This window comes from Phreatobacter sp. GW821-FHT04C01 (assembly GCF_059420385.1).
The window spans coordinates 363,376-385,608 of record NZ_JBWKTP010000004.1 but is presented as its reverse complement, the minus strand read 5'-3'; the positions used below and the strand labels follow the sequence as shown (position 1 = coordinate 385,608).

The following is a 22,233-nucleotide window of genomic DNA, read 5'->3' as shown; positions in this document are numbered from 1 at the left end:
CAAGGATTTTCAGATGTCCGCCTCCTCGTCCCTCACCCGCCGCCGGCTGCTGGCCGGCTCCGCCAGCCTCGGCTTCGGCCTCGCGGTTGCGCCCGGCGCCCTCTTCGCCCAAGGCGGCGGCCAGGCCGGCGTGCTGAAATATGCCACGCTCGGCCTCGACACCTCCGATCCGCATCGCCACACCGGCAGCATCGCCGTGCAGCAATGTTATGTCGAAGCCCTGACCTCGATCGCCGCCAATGGCGGGGTCGAGCCGTTCCTGGCCGAGAGCTTCGAGGTCTCGCCCGACGGGCTCACCTATCGTTTCAAGCTCCGCTCCGGCGTCAAATTCCACAATGGCGACCCGCTCACGGCGGCCGATGTCGTCGCCAATATCGAACGGGTCAAGACCAAGGTGCGCGGCGGCTGGCTGGTCTCGGCCATGAAGCTGGTCGACAAGGTCGAGGCGGACGGCCCGGACAGCGTCACCCTGCGTTTGACCGAGCCTTATGCGCCTCTGCTCAATCTCCTGTCGGAACTCTGGATCCTGTCGCCGAAATCGGATGGCTGGGACGAGACCATCAAGACGCCGGTCGGCACGGGCCCTTTCACCTTCGGCAGCTGGCAACCCAAGGTGAAGTTCACCGCTCCCGCCTTTCCCGGCTATTGGCGCGCCGGCCAGCCGGTCGTCAAAGCGGTCGAATTCGATCTGCGCGACAGCGCCGACAAGAGCCTGGCGCTGCGCGCCGGCGACCTGCACATCGCCTCCGTCGAGCGTGACGCCGCCGAGGTCCTGAAGAAGTCGGGGGTCGCCGAGATCCGCACGCTGAAGGACACCGCCTGGTTCTTCCTCGGCTTCAACAATCGCCGGCCGCGCGCGCCCTTCGACGACCCGCGCGTGCGCCGGGCGCTCGCCCATGTCGTCGACAAGGCCGCGCTGATGAACTTCATCGGCGGCGCCGAAGGCGTGGTCACCAACCAGCTGGTGGCGCCCGGCAATCTCTATTTCGACCAGGCCCTGCACGAGGCCGATCCGTTCCGCCGGCCCGACCTCGCCAAGGCCAAGGCCCTGCTGGCCGAAGCCGGCGTGAAGCCCGAGGACCACACCATCGAATTCGTCTCCTGGCAGGCGACCTATACCCAGATCGTCGTGCAGATGGTGCGCAAGCTCGGCTTCAAGGTGAACCACCAGGCGCTCGACGACATCGGCGCGCAGAAGCGGCTGGGGCAATGGGACTGGGACATGAACGTCATGTCATCAGGCCCGCGCGCCGATATCTTCCTGCGTTACGTACGGCTGATGAGCGACGGTCCGAACCCGGTGCTGTGGGGCGGCATCCAGGATCCGGCCCTCGACCAGTTGATCACCGCCGCCGTCAAGCAGCCGGATACGGCCAAGCGCAAGGCCGCCTATCTGGAGGCGACCAAGCGGATCGCCGACAAGTCCTATTTCGTCGTTCTCGGCCATGCGCCGGACCTGATCGCCGTGCGCAAGGAGGTCGGCCATTACGAACCCGGCTTCACCTGGGCCTGCCATTGGGCCAGCGGCGGGGTCGCCCAGGCGACCCTCGCCGGTTGATCAGGGACGAATGGACGCGGCGATGGCGACGGCGACCACACCGAAGCGGCAGGCAAGGCGACGGCCCGGAACGGCGCTGGTCCTCGCTTGCCTGGTCATAGCCGTCGTCGTGGCGGCGGCGCTGGCTGCGCCGCTGCTGGCGATCCAGTCGCCGCTCGACCAGGACCTGCTTGCGATCAACCGCGGACCGGACGCCGAGCATCTGCTCGGCACCGACAATCTCGGCCGCGACGTCTATGCGCGCCTGCTTTTCGGTGCCCGCACCACCCTGGTCATCGGCGCCCTCGGCACGCTGTTCGCCTTCGCGCTCGGCGCCGGCCTCGGCCTGCTGTCCATGGCCTTCGGCCGCGTCACGGAAACCTTGCTGTTCTCGTTCATCGATCTCATTCGGGCCCTGCCCGGCACGCTCCTGGCATTGCTCCTGGTGGTGGCGCTCGGCAGCGGGCCGCTGCCGGTGATCGTGGCGCTCGGTTTGTCCTTTGCGCCGCTGGTCGCCTATGTCGCGCGCGCCGCCTATCGCCGCGAGGCGGCCCGCGACTATGTCAGGGCGGCCCGCAGCTTCGGCGGCGGCCGGCTGCATCTCCTGAGCCACCACATCCTGCCCAATCTCGCCGGCACGCTGGTCACCCAGGTCGCGATCATCCTGCCGCGCTCGATCGTCACGGAATCGGTGCTCAGCTTCCTCGGCCTCGGCTCGTCGCCGGATGCGCCGACCTGGGGCCGCATGATCGCCGATGCCAGCCGCTTCATCGAACAGGCGCCGCACGCGATCCTGGCGCCCATGGCGGCCCTGCTGCTCATCACCCTCAGCCTGTCGGTGGCGGGCGATGCCGTGCGCCGCCGGCTCGATCCGACTCGCGCCGAGACCGGCCGGGTCGCGCCCGCCGAACCCGTGCCGGCCGACGGCCTGGCGCTCGGCGCCGGAGCAAGACCGTCATGAACCGCCTCCTGCCCGTCGGCCTCGCCGTCCTGCGCGGACTGGCGCAAGCCTGCGCCATCGTCGCCCTGACCTTTTTCCTGTGCCGTGTGATGCCCGGCGATGTCGTCGACGTGCTTGGCCTCGAGGGCGGCCTGACCGAAGCCCAGCAGATCGAGATGCGTCAGGCGCTCGGCCTCGACCGGTCGCTGCCGCGCCAGTTCGTCGACTGGTCGGCCAAGGCGCTGTCGGGCGATTTCGGCGAGTCGCTCCGCTTCGGACGGCCGGTGGCCGACATGCTCGCCCATGCGCTGCCGGTCACCTTCCGGCTGGCCTCCGGCAGTTTCCTCATCGGCATCGGGCTGGCGCTCGCCATTGCCGTCTTCGCCACCGCGGTTCGCTCCCGCCTCGCCGAGGCTGCCGTCGACGCACTCAATCTCTGGTCGATCGCGGTGCCCACCTTCTGCGCCGGCGTCGCCGGCATCATGCTGTTCTCGCTCTGGCTCGGCTGGCTGCCGGTGATCGGCAGCCTGGTCCTGCCGGTCATCATCATCGGCCTCGACAATGCCGGGCAGATCGTCAAGCCGCTGCGCGAGGAGCTGAAGGAGGCGGTGGCGCTGCCCCATGTCCGCACCGCCCGCGCCAAGGGGCTCTCGCCCTGGCGCATCGCCACGGCCCATGTGCTGCCGGCCGCCGCTCCCGTCCTGCTCGCCCTGACCGGACTGGTGCTGGCCGGCCTCGTCTCCGGCACCCTCACCATGGAAGTGCTGTTCGGCCTGCCCGGCGTCGGCAGCCTGATGCTCAACGCCGTCTATGGCCGCGACTATCCGGTCATCCTCGCGGCGGTGACGACCGTCGCCGTCGCCCTGGTCGCCATCAACACCGTGGTCGACGTGATGCACCGCCTGATCGATCCGAGGGTCCAATGAGCACCGAGGTCCTCGCCGTCCACGACCTCGTCATCCGCTCCGCCGAGCGGGTCATCGTCGACCGGCTGAGCTTCGTGGTCCAGGCCGGCCAGACGCTGGCGCTGATCGGCGAGTCCGGGTCGGGCAAATCCTCCACCGCCGCCGCGGTCATGGGCCTTTTGCCGGAGGGCCTCACGGTCGCGCCGACGAGCCGTATCGTGCTCGACGGGGTGGTGCTGCCGTTCGGCGACGAAAAGGCCATGCGGCCGCTGCGCGGCCGCGCCATGGCCATGGTCTTCCAGGACCCGATGAGCTGCCTCAATCCAACCATGACCGTCGGCGGCCAGATCGATGAAGCCGTGCGCCGCACCGAACCGGCCGGCACCGCCGCGCGCCGGGCCCGCGCCACGGCCCTGCTCGACGCCGTCGAGCTCGCCGACCCGGCCAGGATCCTGCGGCGCTACCCACACGAGCTCTCCGGCGGCCAGCAGCAGCGCGTCATGCTGGCCATGGCGCTGGCGGCCGAACCGAAGCTGCTGATCGCCGACGAGCCGACCAGCGCGCTCGACGCCAGCGTCCAGGCCGAGATCCTGGCGCTGCTGCAGCGGCTCCAGGCGAAATTCGGCATGGCCATGCTGTTCATCACCCATGATCTCGCCGCCGCCGCCCGGCTCGCCCACGGCGTCGTCGTGCTGCAGGCCGGCCGCGCCGTCGAACAGGGACCGGCCAGCCGGGTGCTCGCCTGTCCCGAGCATCCCTATACGCAGAGCCTGGTCTCGGTCCGCCAGATGCTTTCGCGCCCGCCGGCCCCCGATACCGCTGAGGGCTCGATCGTCATGGCGATCGCCGATCTCGGCTACGACTATCCGGCCCGCCGGCTGTTCGGCAGCCGCTTTCGGGCGATCGAGGGCGTATCGCTGGCGCTCGCCGCCGGGAAAACGCTGGGCATCCTGGGCGAATCCGGTTCGGGCAAGAGCACCCTTGCCGGCATCGTCGCAGGGCTGATCCAGGGCGCCTCCGGCGACGTCACGCTGTTCGGCACCTCGCTCGCCGCCCACCGGTTCCACATGCCCCCGCAGCTCCGGCCGCGCTGCCAGATCGTTTTCCAGAACCCCTTTGGCGCGCTCAACCCACGCCGCACCGTCGCGGCGGCCATGCGCGAACCGCTCCAGCTTCTGAACATCGGTTCGCCCGCCGCGCACGCCGGCAGCATTGCCGGGATGCTCGAGGCCGTCGGGCTCGGCGCCGAACACCTCGCATGCTATCCGCATCAGCTCTCGGGCGGCCAGCGGCAACGCGTCTGCATCGCCCGGGCGCTGCTGAGCAAACCCGACCTGCTGATCTGCGACGAGATCGTCTCGGCCCTCGATGCGACCATTCAGGCCCAGGTGCTGGCCACCCTGAAGCGCCTGCAGCGGCAGCTCGGCTTCGCCATGCTGTTCATCGGCCACGATATCGAGGTCGTCCGGTGGATCTCCGACGACATCGCGGTGATGCATCGTGGCCAGGTCGTCGATCATGGGCCGGCGGCCCGTGTCGTCGACCACCCGCAAGGCGCCTATGCACGCCGGTTGATGGCCAGTGTCGCCGGCGCCGGGACGACGGCCGGGCCGGACACCACGCCCGCCGCCGCCTGAGCTGCGCCGGGCCGTGGCCGCGCCGCCTCAATGCGCGCGGTCGCGCCCGGGATAATCGGCGTCCGGCAGGAACGGATAGGGCCCGGCGGCCTTCTCGACATAGGCGGTATGGCTCACCAGCCCGGCAGCCTCGCTCCAGTAATGCAGGTGGAAGGCGGCCGGTTCGAAATTGAAGGCCGGCCGGGCGCCCTCGCGCATGTCGAGCACGACCTGATGGGCGACGCTCGGCGCGATCATCGCCAGAGTGCCGGCGAACAGGGCCTGGATCGGCCGGTGATGATGGCCGCAGAGAATGCGGATGACCTGGCTGTTGGCCCGGATGATCGCACCGAATTCCTCGGCACCCTCGACCAGCATGATATTGTCCATGAGCTGCAGCCCGCAGGCAAACGGCGGGTGGTGCATGACCACGATGGTCGGTTTCGCCTGGTCCTCGGCCAGCCGCGCGGCGAGCCATTCCAGCCGCCGCGGACAGAGCCGCCCGGCCCCCGACCCCGGGATGACCGTATCCAGGCCGATAACGCGGAGCGGACCGAGATCGGTGCTCCACTGGGCGTATTTGTCGTGCTGCGCGAGACCTGGAAAATCGGCCAGCACGGTCTTCAGGTTCTCGCGCCGGTCGTGATTGCCCGGGATCAACCAGACCGGCATGGGCAGTCGGGACAGCAGGTGCCGGAGGTTTTCATATTCGGCGACCAGCCCGTTATCGGTCAGGTCGCCGGAGATCACCACCACGTCGGGACGCGGATCGAGCGCCAGCACGGCCTCGATCGCCCTCTCGGTGAGCATGTTGGTCTCGGCCGTGCGATAGGCCGGCAGGCCGACGGGGCGAACGTGGAGATCGGTCAGATGGGCAATCAGCATGATCGGCTCTCGCAAATGATGCCGCCGGCCTAGTCCCAGGTCGTGACAGAACGACGACGGGGGTGAACGGCGAGTGGCGAGTGGCGAGTGGCGAGTGGCGAGTGGCGAGTGGCGAGTGGCGAGTGGCGAGTGGCGAGTGGCGAGTGTGCCGCAACCACGTCGCGCGTAAACCCTCGCCCGCTTGCGGGAGAGGGTGGCGCCGCATCACGAGACGCGAACGCGTCTCGCGTTCGCTCGGCGCCATGCAGGCGCCGGATGAGGGCCTGAAGAGGGCCGACCCATCATTTCCAGGGGAAACGCGCCGATAGCACCGACGTAACCACCCCGCGCGGGTCCTCCGGCCCCCCCTTTCGCACGGAGACGTGGGCGAGGGTCGGTGCGCCGCCGGCGCCGCCCCATTCGCCATTCGCTCCTCGCCAATACGCACTTGACCTCCCTGGTAATGGGAGACCGCGCGCCGCCGCCTCATAGTTCGTGCCTTCAGCCTCGAGGACACGCGCATGACAACCACCGCCGAATTCGCCGATCGCTATATCGCCATGTGGAACGAGGCCGATGCCGTCGCGCGGCGACGGCTGGTCGCCGAGATCTGGCTGCCGGATGCCCATTTCATCGGCCCGGTCGCCGAAGGCCGTGGACATGATCGGATCGATGCGGCGCTCGCCGCGGTCCAGCAGCGCTTTGCCGGCCATGTCTTGCGGTCGACCGGCCCGGCCGATCTCGTCGGCGCCTATCTTCGCCTGCCCTGGGCCCTGACGCAGGCCGACGGCACGGTGGTGGCGCGAGGAACCGATATCGGCACACTGTCGCCGGACGGCAGGCTGGAGGCCGCCGTCAGCTTCTTCGACATCCTGCCGCACACGCCCGACGCCGCCAAACCGGCCTGGTCGGCCGCAAGCTGGGCGGCGTTCTGGGCCAATCCGGACCCCGAGGTGGCGCGCCGCCGCGTCCCGACCGTCGTCCGGCCCGATGTGACGGCCCATTGGCCGCACCGCAGCGCGCCGGTGCGCGGCGTCAACGACTATCGCGACTATATCCTGCACCTATTGGCGCTGGTGCCGGATCTCCGGCTGACCATGGAGGAGCACGCCACTGCCGGCGACAGCACCTTCATTCGCTGGAGCGGCACGGGAACCGGCGCCGAGGGCCCTTTCCATTGCACCGGCGTCGATCGGATCCTGGTCTCGGAAGGCCGGGTCGTCGAGAACCGGATCTATTCCGACCATCCGATCTTCCGCACCCTGGCGGCGAGGGTCGACGGCGCCTGGGCGAGCCGCGCGGCCTGACGCGCTTCGGCGGGTCCGGGCAACCTCGGACGCATCGGACCCGCGGCACGCATTGACATTGACTGACCACCAGTCATTATCGTGAACGGAAACCAGCCTGCATCGGCGGACCAACAATGAGGAGAGGGGAATGAGCGTCGCAATCCATTCGACAGGTGTCGTCGAGCAGCCGTCACGAACCCGCGCGATCGTCGCCGGATCGGTCGGCAATGTCCTGGAATGGTATGACTTCGCGGTCTATGCCTTCCTGGTCCCGGTCATTTCCTCCCTGTTCTTTCCGGCCAAGACCGAGGTTCTCTCGATCCTGTTCGCCTTTGCCGCCTTCGGCGCCGGCTTCGTCACGCGCCCGCTCGGCGCTGTCCTGTTCGGCATCTATGGCGATCGCGCGGGACGCCGGGCGAGCCTCGCCGCGATCTCCATCCTCATGGGTCTGTCGACCCTGGCGATCGGGCTGCTGCCAACCTACGAGACGCTCGGCGTGTGGGCGACCGTCGGCCTGGTCTGCGCCCGGCTGCTGCAAGGCCTTTCCGCCGGCGGCGAATATGGCGGCGCCATTCCCTTCCTGGTCGAGTTCGCCTCGAAGGGAAAACGCGGCGTCATCGGCAGCTGGCAGCAGATCGGCAATGGCCTTGGCCTGCTGCTCGGTGCGCTCTTCGCTTATGCGCTCACCGCCAGCATGTCCGCCGAGGCCTTGAAGGACTGGGGATGGCGCATTCCCTTCATTCTCGGCGCCCTGCCCGCGGTCGTCGGCATCTACCTGCGCCTGCGCCTGCCCGACACGCCGGTCTTCGAGAAGCTCGAATTGCATGCGGCCAAGGCGGTGACCCCGCTGCGGGCGGTCGCCACCACCTATCGCCGCAACACGCTTCTGGTCTTCGCCATGGTCCTGCAGCTCGCTGTCGGCTTCTACATCGTGCTGACCTTCATGCCGACCTATCTCGGCCTGGTCAGCCGGCTGAGCCGCGCCGATGCCCTGCTCATCACCAGCGCGGGCCTGGTGTCCTACATGGTCTTCTGCTTCCTCGCCGGCGCTTTGTCCGATCGCTGGGGCCGGCGGCCGCTGCTGCTGATCTCGAGCATCGGCTATGTGCTTCTCACCTACCCGCTGTTCCTGATGGTCGGCTCGGGCCAGTTCGCCCTGGCCCTGCTGGCCGAAATCGTCATGGCCGCCCTGCTCGGCTTCGCCGGCGGGCCGATCTCGGCCGCCTGCGCCGAGGCTGCCCCGGCCAAGGTCCGCTCGACCGTGGTGGCGATCGGCGTGGCCTTTTCGATCACCATTTTCGGCGGCTTCGCGCCGTTCCTGGGCACCTATCTGATCGCAACGTTCAACACGCCGCTCGCGCCAGCCTTCTATGCCATGGCGGCGGCCGCGATCACCGCCGTGGTCGTGTTCAGGATGCGCGAGACGGCCTTCGACGACATGACCTGACCTCCCCACCGCGGGCCACAATGACAAGCAGCTCACGCTCCGGATTTGACTGACGATCAGTCATGAGATGAATACCCCGGCGGCCGGCGAGGCCGCCGCGGTGGGACGCAACAAGGACAACCCGCCATGACCATCGAAACCGCGGCCGCATCGCGCAACATTCTCGACCTGTTCGCCGCAGCCTTCGCCGAGATCCGCGCGATACGGAATTCCGAGACGGTCGCGATGACCGACGAGATTCGCCGGAACGCGAAGGCAAGCACGGTCAGCCTGTCGCGCGGCGCCATTCACTACGAACTGATCGGCCCGGACGATGGACCGGTCGTCGTCCTGCTGTCGGGCGCGACATTGCCCATGTGGGTCTGGGATCCCGTCATGGCGCCGCTCGCGGCCGCGGGGTTCCGGGTTCTGCGCTTCAACTATTACGGCCGGGGCTGTTCCGATTGTCCGTTCGATCCGCAGGACCCCGCCTTTTTCAACGCCCAGATCACCGAGCTCACCGAGGCGCTGGCGATCCGGGCGCCCTTCCACGTCGTCTCGATCGCATTCGGCGCTCTCGTCGGCCTGCTCTACGCCGAACAGGCCCCCGCCAAGGTCGCCTCCCTCACGCTCCTTTGCCCTGACGGCATGGGCACCAATGTCTCGCCGGGCCTCGGCCTGACGCTCACGCCCGGGCTCGGCGACTATCTGTTCGACCTCGTCGGCAACGACCTGCTGCTGCAGCGCATGCCGACCTATTCCGACGACCCGGCCGTGGTCGCCGATCTCACCCGGCGCATCGGCGAGTCCTTCGCGGTCAAGGGTTACAAGCGTTCGGTGCTCTCCTCGATCCGCGAGATGCCGATCCACACGGCCGAGGCCTCCTACCGGGCCGTCGCCGCGAACCGGACCAGGACCCTCGTCCTGTGGGGACGTCGCGACGGCACCACGCCGGTCGCCATCATGGACCGCATCAGGCCGGTGATGCCCCATGCCGAATACCGCGTGCTCGAGGCCGCCCACCTGCCGCCCTACGAGGATCCGGACCTCTTCCTCGGCACCCTGCTGCCGTTTCTGCGGTCGGCTGCCGGCTGAGGGCACCGCCCCCCGCCTCGTCACCCGACATTCCAGAACAGCCTTCCCGAGGACACCATGCTTGGACTCATGCAGGAGCAGCCGCTCCTCATCTCATCACTGATCGAACATGCAGCCGAGACGCATGCCGATCGACAGGTCGTGTCGCGCGACGCCGAGGGCCGTATCCGGTCCTTCGGCTACGGCGCGCTGGCGACGCGCGCACGGGCGCTGGCCGAGGCCCTGATCGCGCTCGGCGTCAGGCCTGGCGACCGGGTCGCGACGCTCGCCTGGAACGACCACCGCCACATGGAGCTCTATTACGCGGTCTCCGGCATCGGCGCGGTGATCCATACCGTCAACCCGCGCCTGTTCCCGCAGCAGATCGGCTTCATTCTGAACCATGCGGAGAGCGTCTGCCTGTTCTTCGATCCGGGTTTCGCGGCCTTGGTCGCCGAACTCGCCCCCGGCCTGCCGGGCATCCGCCATTTCGTCGAGATGGCGGACGATGCCGCCGAACCGACGGCCGGCGACGCCTTCGTCCGGCAGACCTATGAGCATTTGCTGGCGGGCCGAACCGGAGACTTTGCCTGGCCGCTCCTCGACGACCGCACCGCGTCCGGGCTCTGCTACACCTCCGGGACGACGGGCGCCCCCAAGGGCGTCCTCTATGCGCATCGCTCGACGGTACTGCATGCGCTGAGCGCCGGCGGACCCGGCGGCTTCGACGTCGGCCGGGACGACGTCGTGCTCGCGGTGGTCCCGCTGTTCCACGTCAACGCCTGGGGCCTGCCTTATGTCTGTGCCCTGAACGGGGCGACGCTCGTGCTCCCGGGCCCCAGGCTCGATGGCGCCAGCATCTACGACCTGATGCGCAGCCAGTCCTGCACCATGGCCTTCGGCGTGCCGACGGTTTGGATGGGTCTCATCGACCATGTCAAAAACAATCCGCAGCTCCGGCCGCGCGACGAGCTCAAGCTGCGGCGTGTCATCATCGGCGGCGCCGCGGCTCCCGCCGCGCTCATCGACGGCCTTCAGGACCTCCTCGGCTGCGACGTCATTCTCGCCTGGGGCATGACCGAGCTCAGTCCGCTCGGCAGCATCGGCCGCGTGCCGCGCAAGGGCGAGCTGGCCGACGAAAACGAACGGCGCCGGCGTCTCGCCAAGCAAGGGCGAGCCGTGTTCGGCGTCACCATGAAGATCGTCGACGCCGATGGGCAGGCGCTCCCCCGCGACGGCCGTGCCGCCGGCCGGCTGCTGGTCCGCGGCCCCTGGGTCACCTCGGGCTATTTCCGCCACGACGCGCCGCTGCTCGATGCCGACGGCTTCTTCGAGACCGGCGACATCGCGACGATCGATCCCGCCGGTGATCTCGAAATCACCGACCGCATGAAGGACGTCATCAAGTCCGGCGGCGAATGGATTTCCTCGATCGAGCTCGAAGGCGTGGCGTCGAGCCATCCGGCGGTCGCGGAGGCCGCCGTCATCGCCATGCCCCATCCGAAATGGCAGGAGCGGCCCTTGCTGATCGCCCGTCTGCACGAGGGGCGATCCGCGTCGGCGGACGACATCCTGGCCCACATGGCACCACATATCGCCAAGTGGTGGATGCCCGACGACGTCGTCTTCGTCGACGACATTCCCCACACCGCCACCGGCAAGATCCAGAAGACCAGGCTGCGCGAGCGGTTTGCCGGGCATCAGGCGCTTCAGCCCGAGCCGAGCTGACCCTCCGGACCACAGACCAATAAACGAAAGAGGAAATCACCCATGACCCCATCGTCATCAGGCGCCTTCGACAGCGTCGCCGATATCATCGCGGCGATCCGGGCAGGCCGGACGTCGGCGCGTGACGTCGTCGACGCCGCCATTCGGCGGGCCCGCGCGGCGCGCTCGCTCAATGCCTTCATCTCGATCGCCGATGCGATCCCCGACGCGGAGATCGCGGCGGCCGCGGACGGACCGCTCGCCGGCCTTCCGATCGCGGTGAAGGACAATACCGACGCCGTCGGCTTTCCCTGCACCGGCGGAACCCCGGCGCTGCGCGACTGGCGGCCGGCGACCGACGCAACCGCCGTGGCGCGCCTGAAGGCGGCGGGCGCCATCGTCATCGGCAAGGCCAACCTGCATGAACTCGCCGCCGGCATGACCTCCAACAACCCGACCTTCGGCCCCGTGCTCAACCCCTATGACATCAGCCTGATCGCCGGCGGCAGCAGCGGCGGCAGCGCCGCGGCGGTCGCCGCCGGCATCGTGCCGGCGAGCCTCGGTTCGGATACCGCGGGCTCGAACCGTGTGCCCGCCTCGCTCTGCGGCTGCGTCGGGTTTCGTCCCACCGTCGGGCGCTATCCGACCGATGGCGTGATCCCGCTGTCGCTGACCCGCGACACGATCGGGATATTCGCCCACACGGTCGCCGACACCCAGCGCATCGACGGCATCGTCGCCGGCCGTCCGGCGGTGGCGAAAAAGTCCGGCCTGAAGGGCCGCCGGCTCGGCGTGCCGCGCCCTTACTTCTACGAGGCGCTGGACCGGGAGACACAGGCCGTCATCGAGGCCGCGCTCGGACGGCTCGGCGACGCCGGCGCGATCCTGGTGGAAACCGAAGTCAGGGATATCGGCGCGCTGGTCGGCCCGATCACGCTCGGGCTGATCTTCTACGAGACCCTGCGCGATATCTCGGTCTATCTCGCCCGCGGCCGCTGTCCGGTGCAGGCCTGGGAGATCGTCGACCAGATGGCGAGCACGGTCGAGCGCGGCTGGCTCGAGGCCGAGATCTGGGGCGAGAGCCTGCCGACAAGTGCCTATAACGACATTCTCGCGCGCGGCCGCCCGGCGGTCCAGCAGGCCTATCGCGACTGCTTCGCCAGGGACGATCTCGACGCGCTGGTCCTGCCGACCACCGCCATCCCCGCCCGGCCGGCCGGCCAGGACGAGACCGTGAAGCTCAACGGCCAGGACGTGCCGACGCTTGCCACCTACATGCGCAACACCGATCCGACATCGGTCGCCGGCATGCCCAGCATTTCCGTGCCGGCCGGACTGACCGCCTCCGGCCTGCCGGTCGGCCTGATGTTCGATGGTCTCGCCGGCAGCGACGGTGACCTGCTCGACATCGCCGCCGGCTTCCAGGCTCTCGCACCACGCCTGCCACGCCCCACGTCGCGTCATTGACTGTCCACTAGTCATATCGAGGCATCCATTCCGCGCGGTCGGCCGCGCGGCCATCCCATCCCGTCGCGATGTCCACGCGACGGACCAACCCCGAGGAAACCGACCCATGTCTGTCTTTGAACTGGCGAAAATGACCGCACCGGAGGTGCGCAAGGCAATCGACGAAGGCCATGACACCGTCGTCTGTCCGTTCGGCTCGCTCGAACAGCATTCCGCCCACCTGCCCATCGGCACCGACGCCATGCTGGGCGACGCCTTCGGCCGGCGCTTGGCCGATCAGCTCGACGCCTTTCTCGTGCCGACCGTCAGCGTCGGCTGCGCCGAGCATCACATGCCTTTCGCCGGCACCATGACGGTGAGCCACGAAACCATCCAGCGCATGGCCGGCGAATATGCCCGATGCCTGGCGCGCCACGGCTTCAAGCAGATCATCCTGCTCGGCACCCATGGCGGCAACTTCAAGCCGCTCGACGATGCCGCCAGGGACTGCGCCGATATCGAAGGCGCCACCGTCATTGCGCCCATGAAGGATTTCGACCTCGACGTCCTGGATCCCTGTCACGCCGTTTCGGCCAAATTCGGCATCGGCAAGGGAGAAAGCGGCGGCCATGCCGGCGAATGGGAGACCTCCATCATGCTGGTGCTCACGCCGGAGCTCGTCCACATGGACCGGACGGTAGAGGGCTTCGTCGGCAATATGTCGGATGCCGTGAAGCGCTTGCTGCAGGACCGCCAGGGCATCGATGTCGTGACCCATGGCACCGGCATTCTCGGCGATCCGCGCCGGGCCGATGCCGAGCGCGGCAAGCTGCATCTCGATGCGCTCGCCGGCGCGATGATGCGCGGCATTCGTCGGGAATGGCCGGCTGGCCGGCCCCAGCCGAAATAGGCGACGCGATCGGTCGCGACGCCCTGCCGGCCGGGACGGTCTCCCGGCCGGCTCGGGGCGTCGCGCCCGGAAAGATCCGGCCACCGGCCCGGCACCGCCGAACGAATATGCGACAAGCCGCCGACTTTCGGTTAGTCAGTCGAATGTCCTCGCGGCGACCTGTCCGCGGCGGTGCGGGATCGGAGAAGGCCGGTGGTCGACAAGCAGATGGCCCTGAAGCGCAAGCGCGTGGCGAAACCGCAGGAGGAGCGGCTCGACGACCTGCTCGCCGCCGCCGCCGCGATCTTCGGCGAACAGGGCGTCAGCGGCGCCAAGGTCGAGGACATCACGGAAAAGGCCGGCGTTTCCAAGGGAACCTTCTACCTCTATTTCACCTCCAAGGAGCATGCCGCCGACATGCTCTGGCAACGCTATATCGACCGCTACCTGAGGATCGGCGAGGACATCCTGGCGCGCGACCACGGCTCGCATCTGGACCGGCTGGTCGCGGTCTTCGAAGCGCTGACCGAATATGTCCTGGCCAATGCCGGCCTGCACCGCACCGTGTTCTACGCCACGCACAGCGACGAGCGCCGGGCGATGACGCAGAAGTTCATCTCCGCCATCGCGGCCGCGGTTCGGCGGGGCATCGCCGCCGGCGAGCTTCACGCCGACGAACCCGAGTTGATGGTCGAGATTCTCTACCACGGCATCGGCACCTCGCTGCACGATGCCATCGCCAGCGGCAAGCCTTTGCGCGCCGAGGCGCGCACGCGCGCCGCCGGCGAACTGGCGCGCCTGACATTCTCGCGCGCGCCATCGCTCCCCGCCACCGCGACCGCGCCGAAGAGCACGACCGCGGCGACGGCCGGGAAGGCCAGGCGGAGCAGCTGACCAGATCGCTTGGCGCCCCGCTGCCTTGCCCGGCGCAGTCCACCGACCGGTTCCGCAGCCGCCCGGCGAAGGCTCACGTCCACGCCGACACCTTGAGGCAACCGCTTCCGCCCGCAATTCATCAATTGACTGACTGACGGTCACTCATTAATAGTGCCGGTCGAGGATGAAGCGGCCGGCGACCTGAAGTCCCGCCGCACGCTCTTGCCCATCGCCAACCCCAACAGAACCTTCCGGGAGGACTGTCCATGTCGGATCTCGAAATGCTGAAGCAGCAGGCCTGTGACCAGGTCGATGCCGTCGCCGACCGCCTGATCGCCGTGAGCCGCGCGATTCACGCCCAGCCTGAACTGGCTTTCCAGGAACACAGGGCCTGCGCCATGCTCGCCGGCATCGCCGAAGAGGCCGGCATGGCGGTGGAGCGCCGGGCCTATGGCCTCGACACCGCTTTTGCCGCCGAGTTCGGCAATGCCGGCGGGCCGGCGATCGCCGTTCTCTCCGAATATGACGCCTTGCCGGGGATCGGCCATGGCTGCGGCCACAACATCATCGCGGCCATCGGCCTGGGCGCGGCGCTGGCCTTGAAGGCCATGCCGGCCGCCCTGCCCGGTCGTGTGCGCTATATCGGCACCCCGGCCGAGGAACGCGGCTGCGGCAAGGAGATCATGGCGCGCAACGGCGCCTTTGACGGCCTGGACGCCGCCATGATGGTGCATCCGGCCTGGGTCAACGCCAAGGCGTTCCGCACCCTGTGCCTCGGCGAGGTCCATGTCGAATATGTCGGCCAGTCCGGCCACGCCGCTCTGGCGCCCGAACAGGCCCGCAACGCCCTCGACGCGGTGGTCATGTCCTATCAGGCGATCGCCAACCTGCGTCAGCATCTGAAGCGTGGCGAGCATGTTCACGGCGTGATCACCGATGGCGGCGACGTGCCCAATGTCTTCACCGTGTCGACAAAGGCGCATTACTTTGCCCGCGCCGCGACGATCGAGGATCTGGCTGCGCTCAAGCGGCGCGTCGAGGCCTGCCTGCAGGCCGGCGCCACGGCGACCGGCTGCGAAGCACGGATCGCCTGGTCGGACGCCGACTATCAGCCGATGAAGGTCAACCTGCCGCTCGCCGATGCCTTCGAAACCAATGCCGGCCGGCTCGGGCGGGACTTCACCGACTATCTCCAGCTGCCGGTCGGCGGCGCCGACATGGGCAATGTCAGCCAGCGCGTGCCGGTGCTTCATGCGCTGATCGCGGCGGCGCCGGCCGAGGTGATCATCCATACGCCCGAGTTCACCCGCTGGGCCGGCTCCGAACGGGGCGACCAGGCCGTCATCGACGGCGCCAAGGCGCTCGCCATGACCGCGATCGACATGCTGGCCGACGGCGCCTTCCGGACGCGGGTGGCAGCGGCGCAGGCGACGCTCTGAACGTCAGGGGCGAGTAGCGAGTAGCGAGTAGCGAGGAAACGACACGCTTGGTGCGCGTCAACCCTCGCCCGCCTGCGGGACAGGGGGCGCCGCCCTCGCCGCCCCAATCGCTATTCGCCATTCGCCCCTCCCCCCGTCATCCAACTGTCGCCCGTGCCGCGTAACCGGAACCCGATCCTCGGAGTTCCACAGCCATGGCCGGTATCATTCTCGACCGGATCGAGAAGTCGTTCGGCGCGACCCGCGTGCTCGGCGGGGTCAGTCTGTCCTTCGCATCGGGCGAGTTCGTCTCGCTGGTCGGCCCCTCCGGCTGCGGCAAGACCACGCTTCTGCGCATCATTGCCGGGCTCGAGACCGCCGATCGGGGCCAGGTCTCGATCGGCGGAGCCGATGTCAGCGGACGGCGCGCCGCCGACCGCGACGTCGCCATGGTGTTCCAGAACTACGCGCTCTATCCGCATATGACGGTGGAGCAGAACATCGCGCTGCCGCTGGTCATGCGCCGGCTCGGCCCGTTCGAGCGGGCGCCGCTCGTCGGCCGCCTGGTGCCCGGCACCGATCGGCGCCGCCAAGCGATCCTGGCCGAGGTGCGCGAGGCGGCGCGGCTCCTGTCGATCGGCCACCTGATGCAGCGCCGCCCCGGCCAATTGTCCGGCGGCCAGCGCCAGCGCGTCGCGCTCGGCCGGGCCATCGTGCGCCATCCCAAGGCCTTCCTGATGGACGAGCCCCTGTCGAACCTCGACGCGGCACTGCGCCACGACATGCGCAAGGAACTGGTCGATCTGCACCGCCGCGTCGGCGTCACCACCGTCTATGTCACCCACGACCAGGCCGAGGCCATGACCATGTCCGACCGGGTCGCGGTCATGCTCGGCGGCACGGTGCTGCAATTCGGCACGCCGCGCGAGGTCTATGAGCAGCCGGCAACCATCGAGGTCGCGAGCTTCATCGGCTCGCCGCGCATCAACGTGCTACCCGCCGAGGCCGACGGCCGCGGCGCGCTGAGTTTCGCCGGCCGGCGCGCCGGCGTGGTGGTCGCCAGTGGCAAGGGCAAAGTCAGCATCGGCATCCGCCCCGAGCACGTCGCGCTGCAGGCCGACGGCATCGCCTGCGACATCCGCCATGTCGAATTCCTCGGCGCCGAGGTGCTGGTCTATCTCCGCGAACCGCAGACCGGCACCGAGCTGATCGCCCGGCTGTCGCCGGAAACCTGGGCCGCGCAGGATCGTGGCCGGACGGCCGGCCTCGCCCTGCCCGCCGCCCGGCTGCTCGCCTTCGGCGATGACGGCCGCCGGCTGTCGCTCGGCGCGGAACATCAGGCGGTGCAGGCCCTTGTCTGATCTCGCTTTGCCCCAGGCCTCCGCCCTGCCCGCGCCGCGCGCCGAACGTGCCGGCGCCGGCGAAAGCCTCGCCGCCTGGCTCCTGTCGCTGCCGGCCATCGTTGCCTTCGTGCTGATGCTGCTGATCCCGACCGGCGCGGTCGTCGCCATCGCCTTCACCGATTACGAACTCGGCGCCCGCACGCTTCGCTTCGTCGGGCTGGCCAATTTCGCCGAACTGCTCGACGACCGCGGTTTCGTCACCTCGTTCCGCAACACCGCCTTCTTCGTTGCCGTCACCACGCCGGTCTCACTGTTCGGCGGCCTCGGCCTCGCCATGCTGATCGAGGGCGGCACGCGCGGTCGGGCCTTGTTCCGGGCGGTGTTCTTCCTGCCGGTCGTTTCGCTGATGGTCGCCATGGCGACCGCCTTTCAATACATGTTCCACCCGACCATCGGCCCGGTGAATGCGGTCCTGCGCCTGATCGGCGTCGCCGGTCCCAACTGGCTCGGCTCCTCCGACAGCGTGATGTGGACGCTGTCCATCATCGGCGTCTGGGAACAGGTCGGCTTCAACATGGTGCTGTTCCTGGCCGGCCTCACCGCCATCCCGCGCGACCTCTATGCGGCGGCCGAGATCGACGGCGTCCGCTCCGCCTGGTCGCGTTTCGTCACCGTGACCTGGCCCCTGCTCGGCCCGACCACCCTGTTCGTGCTGACCATCACCATGATCCGCTCGCTGCGCGTCTTCGACATTGTCGCGACGCTGACCCAGGGCGGACCGAACAAGGCCTCCGAAGTGCTGCTCTACACCATGTACAGCGAGGGCTTCACCTTCTTCCGCATGGGCTATTCGTCGGCGATCACCGTGGTCTTCCTGGCCGCCGTGATGGTGCTGATGCTGCTGCAGACCCGCCTCATCGACCGCCGCGTCCATTACGGGTGATCCGGCCATGAAACCCCGCACGGTCCATGACAGGAGCCTGATCGCCGACCTGCCGAGGCTCGCCCTCCTGAGCATCCTCGGCCTTCTTTTCCTGATGCCCTATCTCTGGATGATCTCGGTTTCGCTGAAACCGATGGACGAGGTCTGGCGCGCCTCGATGTCGCTGATCCCCGAGAATTTCGCCATCGCCAAGAACTATGGCCGGGTGTTTCGCGAGGTGCCGATCGGCCGCTATCTCCTCAACGGCGTCATCGTCTGCTTCGGCATCCTGGTGTTCCAGCTCGCCTTCGCCATTCCCGCCGGCTACGCGCTCGCCAAGCTGCGCTTCCGCGGCCGCGACACGCTGTTCGCCTTCGTCATGCTCGGCCTCTTGATCCCGGCCCATGTGCCGGCGATCCCGCTCTATATCGGCTTTGCCCAGGCCGGCCTGCTCAACAGCTATGCCGCGCTGATCGCGCCCTCGACCATCTCGGTCTTCGCCATCTTCATGTTCCGCCAGTTCTTCCGCGCCATGCCGGACGAACTGATCCAGGCCGCCCGCATGGACGGCCTCGGCGAATGGTCGATCGTCTGGCGCATCGTGCTGCCCAATGCCTGGCCGGCCGCCACCGCCTTCGCGATCTTCTCGGTGGTCGCCCATTGGAACGACCTGTTCTGGCCGCTGATCGCTGTCTCCGGCAAGGGCGAGCTCGCGACGCCTGCGCTCGGTGTCATCTATTTCCGCACCGAGGAGGCCGGCGACGATTTCGGCGCGCTGATGGCGGCGGCAACCCTGACCACCATCCCGCTGGTCGCGGCCTTCCTTGTCGCCCAGCGACGCTTCGTCGAGGGCATCACCATGACCGGCCTCAAGGGCTGAGGCCCTGCCGCCCACACCGACAAGAGCCGGATGACCGGCCTGCCACCGTCCCCATCAGGAGCTTCCAGGACATGTCCGAGACCCTCACCCGCCGCTCGACGCTCGGCCTGATCGCCGGCGCCGCCAGCATCGCCATGCCCCATGTGGTACGCGCCCAGACCCTCGAAATCGTCGCGCATTATTCCATGCCGCCGATCTTCAAGGAGGCCCAGGAGACCATTGCCGAGGCCTTCAACAAGAAGAGCGACAAGGTGAAGGTCACCTATGTCAACCCGACCCCGACCTATGAGGACGGCGCCCAGCTGATCCTGCGCCAGGCCACCACCGGCGGCCTGCCCGACGTCTCCTTCCAGGGCCTCAACCGGCTTCGCCTGTTCTCCGAGCGCGGCATAGCCGCCAATCTGAAACCCTTCCTCGAACGCGAAGGCGATGCCGGCAAGCTCGGCTATTCCGCGCCGCTGCTCGGCCTCGGTTTCCATGGCGGCGTGCAATGCGGGCTCGCCTTCGCCACCTCCAACCCGATCAGCTATCTCAATGCCGATCTGTTGAAGCGGGTCGGCGCCGATGCCGCCGCGTTCCCGACCAACTGGGACGAGGTGATCGCGCTGTCGGCCAGGATCCACGCGCTCGGCGACGGCAACGAGGGCATGTTCTTCCGCTGGCCGGGCGACGACTGGATGTTCTCCGCCCTGCTCTACGGCCATGGCGGCCGCATGCTGACGGCGGACGAGACCAAGGTCGCCTTCGACGGGCCGGAGGGCCTCGCCGCGCTCAAGCTGCTCGACCGCATGGTGAAGGACGGCAAGATGCCGAATTTCGGCGCCTCCGCCACCGCGACCGCCGATCTCCAGGCCTTCGGCGCCGGCAAGCTGGGCACCATGTTCCGCACCACCGCCCAGGTTCGCCAGGTTTCCGGCATGGTCGGCAGGAATTTCGAGCTCAGGACCACGACCTTGCCGGTGATCGACCCGGTCAAAGGCCGCCTGCCGACCGGCGGCGCCGGCATGATGATGACCGCCAAGGATCCGGCGCGCCAGGCGGCGGCCTGGGAATTCATGAAATTCGCCTCCTCCGCCGAGGGCACCGCGATCATGGCCCGCAACACCGGCTATGTGCCGTGCAACCAGCTGGCGATCGACGATCCCGGCTATCTCGGCGAGTTCTACCGCGCCAATCCGCTGTTCCAGGCCGCCACCCGGCAGGTTCACCTGATGATCCCGTGGTACGCCTTTCCCGGCCAGAACTCGGTGCGCGTCACCCAGATCATGGTCGACAATCTCGCCCGCATCGCCGAGCAGAAGGCGAGCCCCGAAGAGGTGCTGCGCGACATGGCGCGCGAGGTCGGCCGGCTGATTCCGCGGGTGTGATCAACTGCTCTCCAGGCACCGACAGGCAACCGGCCGGAGCCCACCAGGCTCCGGCCATGTCATTTCAAACAGGCTTTTGGACGTCAGGCCATGGTCAAGGTGTCAACACCTTGCTCTGTCGCAGGCGATGGAGCGAGCTCGGTCCAGGGCGTGCTGAACGACGGCGCGCCATAGGCCGGTCGACCCAGTACACATCTCCAAAGGACCATGGTCGTCTTGGCCGGGCTTGTCCCGGCCTTCGACGAATTGCCCTGGTCGGGAGCAAGACGTGGATGCCCGGGACAAGCCCGGGCAAGACGAAGTGCCAAGCCCGGCCACGACGATCTGCATCGACCCGGAATGCGCCCACAGCGTCGACGCGCCCCTCATGCGGCGGCCGCCGCTGGGTGAGGGTCTGACAAGGGCCGGCCCTTCATTTGCGCCGGCGAGACACGTGACCCATTGACGCAACCACCCGGACCTCGCCGCCCTCTTCATCGGGCCGTGCTTGCCCTCTTCGCTATTCCCCACTCCCCATTCGTCGCTCGCCGTCAGCCATTTGCGGGTTTTGTCACGATCGTCACACACCTGTCATCGAGTGTCGCCAGACGTGTGCGAGCAGATCGCTCAATCTTTCGACACTTGAGGTATTCACCATGTTCAAGCGGATTTCAGCGGCGGCGGCTTTGGTCGCGGCCACACTCCTCGCCCAGCCGGCAGCCGCTCAGGGCGTCGAATTCACCGGCGCTGGCGCCACCTTCCCGGCCCCGGTCTATGCCGCCTGGGCCGCCGCCTACAAGCAGGCGACCAACAACACCCTCAACTACCAGGCCATCGGCTCCGGCGGCGGCATCAACCAGATTCAGAACCGCACGGTCGATTTCGGCGCCTCCGACGCGCCGGTGCCCAGCGACCGCCTGACCCAGCAGAAGCTGGTGCAGTTCCCGGCCGTGATCGGCGCGGTGGTGTTCATCGTCAATCTCGACGGCATCAACAAGAACCAGCTCAAGCTGACCGGCGAGATCGTCGCCGACATCTATCTCGGCACCATCAAGACCTGGAACGATCCGCGCATCGTGGCGGCCAATCCCGGCGTCTCCCTGCCGAACCTGGCGATCCAGCCGATCTATCGCTCGGACGCTTCGGGCACCACCTTCGTCACCACCAGCTACCTGTCGGAAGCCAGCGCCAAGTGGAAGGCGGAAGTCAGCGCCGCCACCTCGGTGCAGTGGCGCACCGGTGCCGGCGCGCGCGGCAATGACGGCGTCGCCGGCGCCGTGCGCAACACCAAGGGTGCGATCGGCTATGTCGAATATGCCTTCGCCGCCGAAAACAGCCTGACCACCACCCAGCTGCAGAACGCCGCCGGCCAGTTCGTCGAGCCGACCACCCCGAACTTCCAGGCCGCGGCCGCTGCCGCCGACTGGGAAAACGCCCGCGACCTCGCCGCCTCGATGATCAACAAGCCGGGTGCGCTCAGCTGGCCGATCGTCAGCCCGACCTACATCCTGTTCCCGCGCGACCCGCGTGACGCCGCCCGCGCCAAGGCCGCGCTCGACTTCTTCTCCTGGTCGTTCGCAGCCGATGGCGGCCAGATCGCCGAGCGCCTGCACTACATCCCGCTGCCGGCCGCCGTCGTCACCCGCGTCAAGGCCGCCTGGGCCAACGTGCTGAACGCCCAGGGCCAGCCGGTCTGGGCCGCTTCGAGCCAGTAACACCCATTGCCGTGGGGGGGGGGGGGGGGGGGGGGGGGGG

General features: G+C 68.3%; 18 protein-coding genes. 17 read left to right on the top strand and 1 reads right to left on the bottom strand.

Features of this window, described 5'->3' with window-relative positions; genetic code table 11:
- The first annotated feature begins 13 nt into the window (after positions 1-13).
- The 4 genes from AC07WJ_RS17695 to AC07WJ_RS17680 are packed head-to-tail and all read left to right on the top strand — an operon-like array spanning position 14 to position 5,019.
- A complete protein-coding gene (locus AC07WJ_RS17695; RefSeq protein ID WP_494935935.1) occupies positions 14-1,558 on the top strand; it encodes an ABC transporter substrate-binding protein in 1,545 nt (514 codons plus the stop codon).
- A gap of 22 nt (positions 1,559-1,580) precedes the next feature.
- Entirely contained in the window at positions 1,581-2,498 is a 918-nt protein-coding gene (locus AC07WJ_RS17690) for an ABC transporter permease (RefSeq protein WP_494935934.1), read from the top strand.
- On the top strand, positions 2,495-3,403 hold the full coding sequence (locus AC07WJ_RS17685) for an ABC transporter permease (protein ID WP_494935933.1): 909 nt from the start codon (positions 2,495-2,497) through the stop codon (positions 3,401-3,403). The genes AC07WJ_RS17690 and AC07WJ_RS17685 overlap by 4 nt, the downstream gene beginning before the upstream one ends.
- Positions 3,400-5,019 (top strand): dipeptide ABC transporter ATP-binding protein, encoded by a 1,620-nt coding sequence (locus AC07WJ_RS17680; RefSeq protein WP_494935932.1) that lies wholly within the window; start codon positions 3,400-3,402, stop codon positions 5,017-5,019. Before AC07WJ_RS17685 ends, AC07WJ_RS17680 begins: the two co-directional genes overlap by 4 nt.
- A gap of 27 nt (positions 5,020-5,046) precedes the next feature.
- Here AC07WJ_RS17680 and AC07WJ_RS17675 read toward each other — a convergent pair whose 3' ends face one another.
- Complete coding sequence (locus tag AC07WJ_RS17675; protein ID WP_494935931.1) at positions 5,047-5,883, bottom strand: phosphodiesterase; 837 nt, start codon at positions 5,881-5,883, stop codon at positions 5,047-5,049.
- 500 nt (positions 5,884-6,383) lie between these two features.
- On the opposite strand from AC07WJ_RS17675, the gene AC07WJ_RS17670 reads away from it, so the two are divergent.
- The 13 genes from AC07WJ_RS17670 (at position 6,384) to pstS (ending at position 22,193) form a co-directional block, all read left to right on the top strand.
- Positions 6,384-7,169 (top strand): nuclear transport factor 2 family protein, encoded by a 786-nt coding sequence (locus AC07WJ_RS17670; protein WP_494935930.1) that lies wholly within the window; start codon positions 6,384-6,386, stop codon positions 7,167-7,169.
- A gap of 130 nt (positions 7,170-7,299) precedes the next feature.
- Positions 7,300-8,598, top strand: coding sequence for an MFS transporter (locus AC07WJ_RS17665; RefSeq protein WP_494935929.1), 1,299 nt, complete (start codon positions 7,300-7,302; stop codon positions 8,596-8,598).
- A 126-nt stretch (positions 8,599-8,724) separates the two neighbouring features.
- The gene (locus AC07WJ_RS17660) at positions 8,725-9,672 is read left to right on the top strand and encodes an alpha/beta fold hydrolase (protein ID WP_494935928.1); all 948 of its coding nucleotides are present in this window, start codon (positions 8,725-8,727) and stop codon (positions 9,670-9,672) included.
- A gap of 57 nt (positions 9,673-9,729) precedes the next feature.
- On the top strand, positions 9,730-11,379 hold the full coding sequence (locus AC07WJ_RS17655) for a long-chain-fatty-acid--CoA ligase (protein WP_494935927.1): 1,650 nt from the start codon (positions 9,730-9,732) through the stop codon (positions 11,377-11,379).
- A gap of 42 nt (positions 11,380-11,421) precedes the next feature.
- Positions 11,422-12,825 carry an amidase family protein gene (locus AC07WJ_RS17650; protein ID WP_494935926.1) on the top strand — a complete coding sequence of 468 codons (1,404 nt, stop codon included), beginning with the start codon at positions 11,422-11,424 and terminating at the stop codon, positions 12,823-12,825.
- A 106-nt stretch (positions 12,826-12,931) separates the two neighbouring features.
- Complete coding sequence (locus tag AC07WJ_RS17645; protein ID WP_494935925.1) at positions 12,932-13,714, top strand: creatininase family protein; 783 nt, start codon at positions 12,932-12,934, stop codon at positions 13,712-13,714.
- 192 nt (positions 13,715-13,906) lie between these two features.
- Positions 13,907-14,587, top strand: coding sequence for a TetR/AcrR family transcriptional regulator (locus tag AC07WJ_RS17640; protein ID WP_494935924.1), 681 nt, complete (start codon positions 13,907-13,909; stop codon positions 14,585-14,587).
- Between the two features lie 248 nt (positions 14,588-14,835).
- Positions 14,836-16,008 (top strand): M20 family metallopeptidase, encoded by a 1,173-nt coding sequence (locus tag AC07WJ_RS17635; RefSeq protein ID WP_494935923.1) that lies wholly within the window; start codon positions 14,836-14,838, stop codon positions 16,006-16,008.
- Positions 16,009-16,202: 194 nt separating this feature from the next.
- Positions 16,203-17,348 (top strand): ABC transporter ATP-binding protein, encoded by a 1,146-nt coding sequence (locus AC07WJ_RS17630; RefSeq protein WP_494935922.1) that lies wholly within the window; start codon positions 16,203-16,205, stop codon positions 17,346-17,348.
- The gene (locus AC07WJ_RS17625; RefSeq protein ID WP_494935921.1) at positions 17,341-18,273 is read left to right on the top strand and encodes a carbohydrate ABC transporter permease; all 933 of its coding nucleotides are present in this window, start codon (positions 17,341-17,343) and stop codon (positions 18,271-18,273) included. Before AC07WJ_RS17630 ends, AC07WJ_RS17625 begins: the two co-directional genes overlap by 8 nt.
- Positions 18,274-18,280: 7 nt before the next feature.
- A complete protein-coding gene (locus tag AC07WJ_RS17620; protein ID WP_494935920.1) occupies positions 18,281-19,132 on the top strand; it encodes a carbohydrate ABC transporter permease in 852 nt (283 codons plus the stop codon).
- A gap of 71 nt (positions 19,133-19,203) precedes the next feature.
- Positions 19,204-20,499 (top strand): ABC transporter substrate-binding protein, encoded by a 1,296-nt coding sequence (locus tag AC07WJ_RS17615; RefSeq protein WP_494935919.1) that lies wholly within the window; start codon positions 19,204-19,206, stop codon positions 20,497-20,499.
- Positions 20,500-21,134: 635 nt separating this feature from the next.
- Positions 21,135-22,193: a phosphate ABC transporter substrate-binding protein PstS gene (pstS, locus tag AC07WJ_RS17610; RefSeq protein WP_494935918.1), complete on the top strand. Its 1,059-nt coding sequence runs from the start codon at positions 21,135-21,137 to the stop codon at positions 22,191-22,193.
- Positions 22,194-22,233 lie beyond the last annotated feature (40 nt).

What these genes read in the sequence shown, in the direction of transcription:
- AC07WJ_RS17645 (WP_494935925.1), top strand. Translation starts at nt 12,932, where the DNA reads ATGTCTGTCTTTGAACTGGCGAAAATGACCGCACCGGAGGTGCGCAAG.
- AC07WJ_RS17690 (WP_494935934.1), top strand. Translation starts at nt 1,581, where the DNA reads ATGGCGACGGCGACCACACCGAAGCGGCAGGCAAGGCGACGGCCCGGA.
- pstS (WP_494935918.1), top strand. Translation starts at nt 21,135, where the DNA reads ATGTTCAAGCGGATTTCAGCGGCGGCGGCTTTGGTCGCGGCCACACTC.
- AC07WJ_RS17675 (WP_494935931.1), bottom strand. Translation starts at nt 5,883, where the DNA reads ATGCTGATTGCCCATCTGACCGATCTCCACGTTCGCCCCGTCGGCCTG.
- AC07WJ_RS17670 (WP_494935930.1), top strand. Translation starts at nt 6,384, where the DNA reads ATGACAACCACCGCCGAATTCGCCGATCGCTATATCGCCATGTGGAAC.
- AC07WJ_RS17630 (WP_494935922.1), top strand. Translation starts at nt 16,203, where the DNA reads ATGGCCGGTATCATTCTCGACCGGATCGAGAAGTCGTTCGGCGCGACC.
- AC07WJ_RS17650 (WP_494935926.1), top strand. Translation starts at nt 11,422, where the DNA reads ATGACCCCATCGTCATCAGGCGCCTTCGACAGCGTCGCCGATATCATC.
- AC07WJ_RS17685 (WP_494935933.1), top strand. Translation starts at nt 2,495, where the DNA reads ATGAACCGCCTCCTGCCCGTCGGCCTCGCCGTCCTGCGCGGACTGGCG.
- AC07WJ_RS17695 (WP_494935935.1), top strand. Translation starts at nt 14, where the DNA reads ATGTCCGCCTCCTCGTCCCTCACCCGCCGCCGGCTGCTGGCCGGCTCC.
- AC07WJ_RS17665 (WP_494935929.1), top strand. Translation starts at nt 7,300, where the DNA reads ATGAGCGTCGCAATCCATTCGACAGGTGTCGTCGAGCAGCCGTCACGA.
- AC07WJ_RS17620 (WP_494935920.1), top strand. Translation starts at nt 18,281, where the DNA reads ATGAAACCCCGCACGGTCCATGACAGGAGCCTGATCGCCGACCTGCCG.
- AC07WJ_RS17655 (WP_494935927.1), top strand. Translation starts at nt 9,730, where the DNA reads ATGCTTGGACTCATGCAGGAGCAGCCGCTCCTCATCTCATCACTGATC.
- AC07WJ_RS17615 (WP_494935919.1), top strand. Translation starts at nt 19,204, where the DNA reads ATGTCCGAGACCCTCACCCGCCGCTCGACGCTCGGCCTGATCGCCGGC.
- AC07WJ_RS17680 (WP_494935932.1), top strand. Translation starts at nt 3,400, where the DNA reads ATGAGCACCGAGGTCCTCGCCGTCCACGACCTCGTCATCCGCTCCGCC.
- AC07WJ_RS17635 (WP_494935923.1), top strand. Translation starts at nt 14,836, where the DNA reads ATGTCGGATCTCGAAATGCTGAAGCAGCAGGCCTGTGACCAGGTCGAT.
- AC07WJ_RS17660 (WP_494935928.1), top strand. Translation starts at nt 8,725, where the DNA reads ATGACCATCGAAACCGCGGCCGCATCGCGCAACATTCTCGACCTGTTC.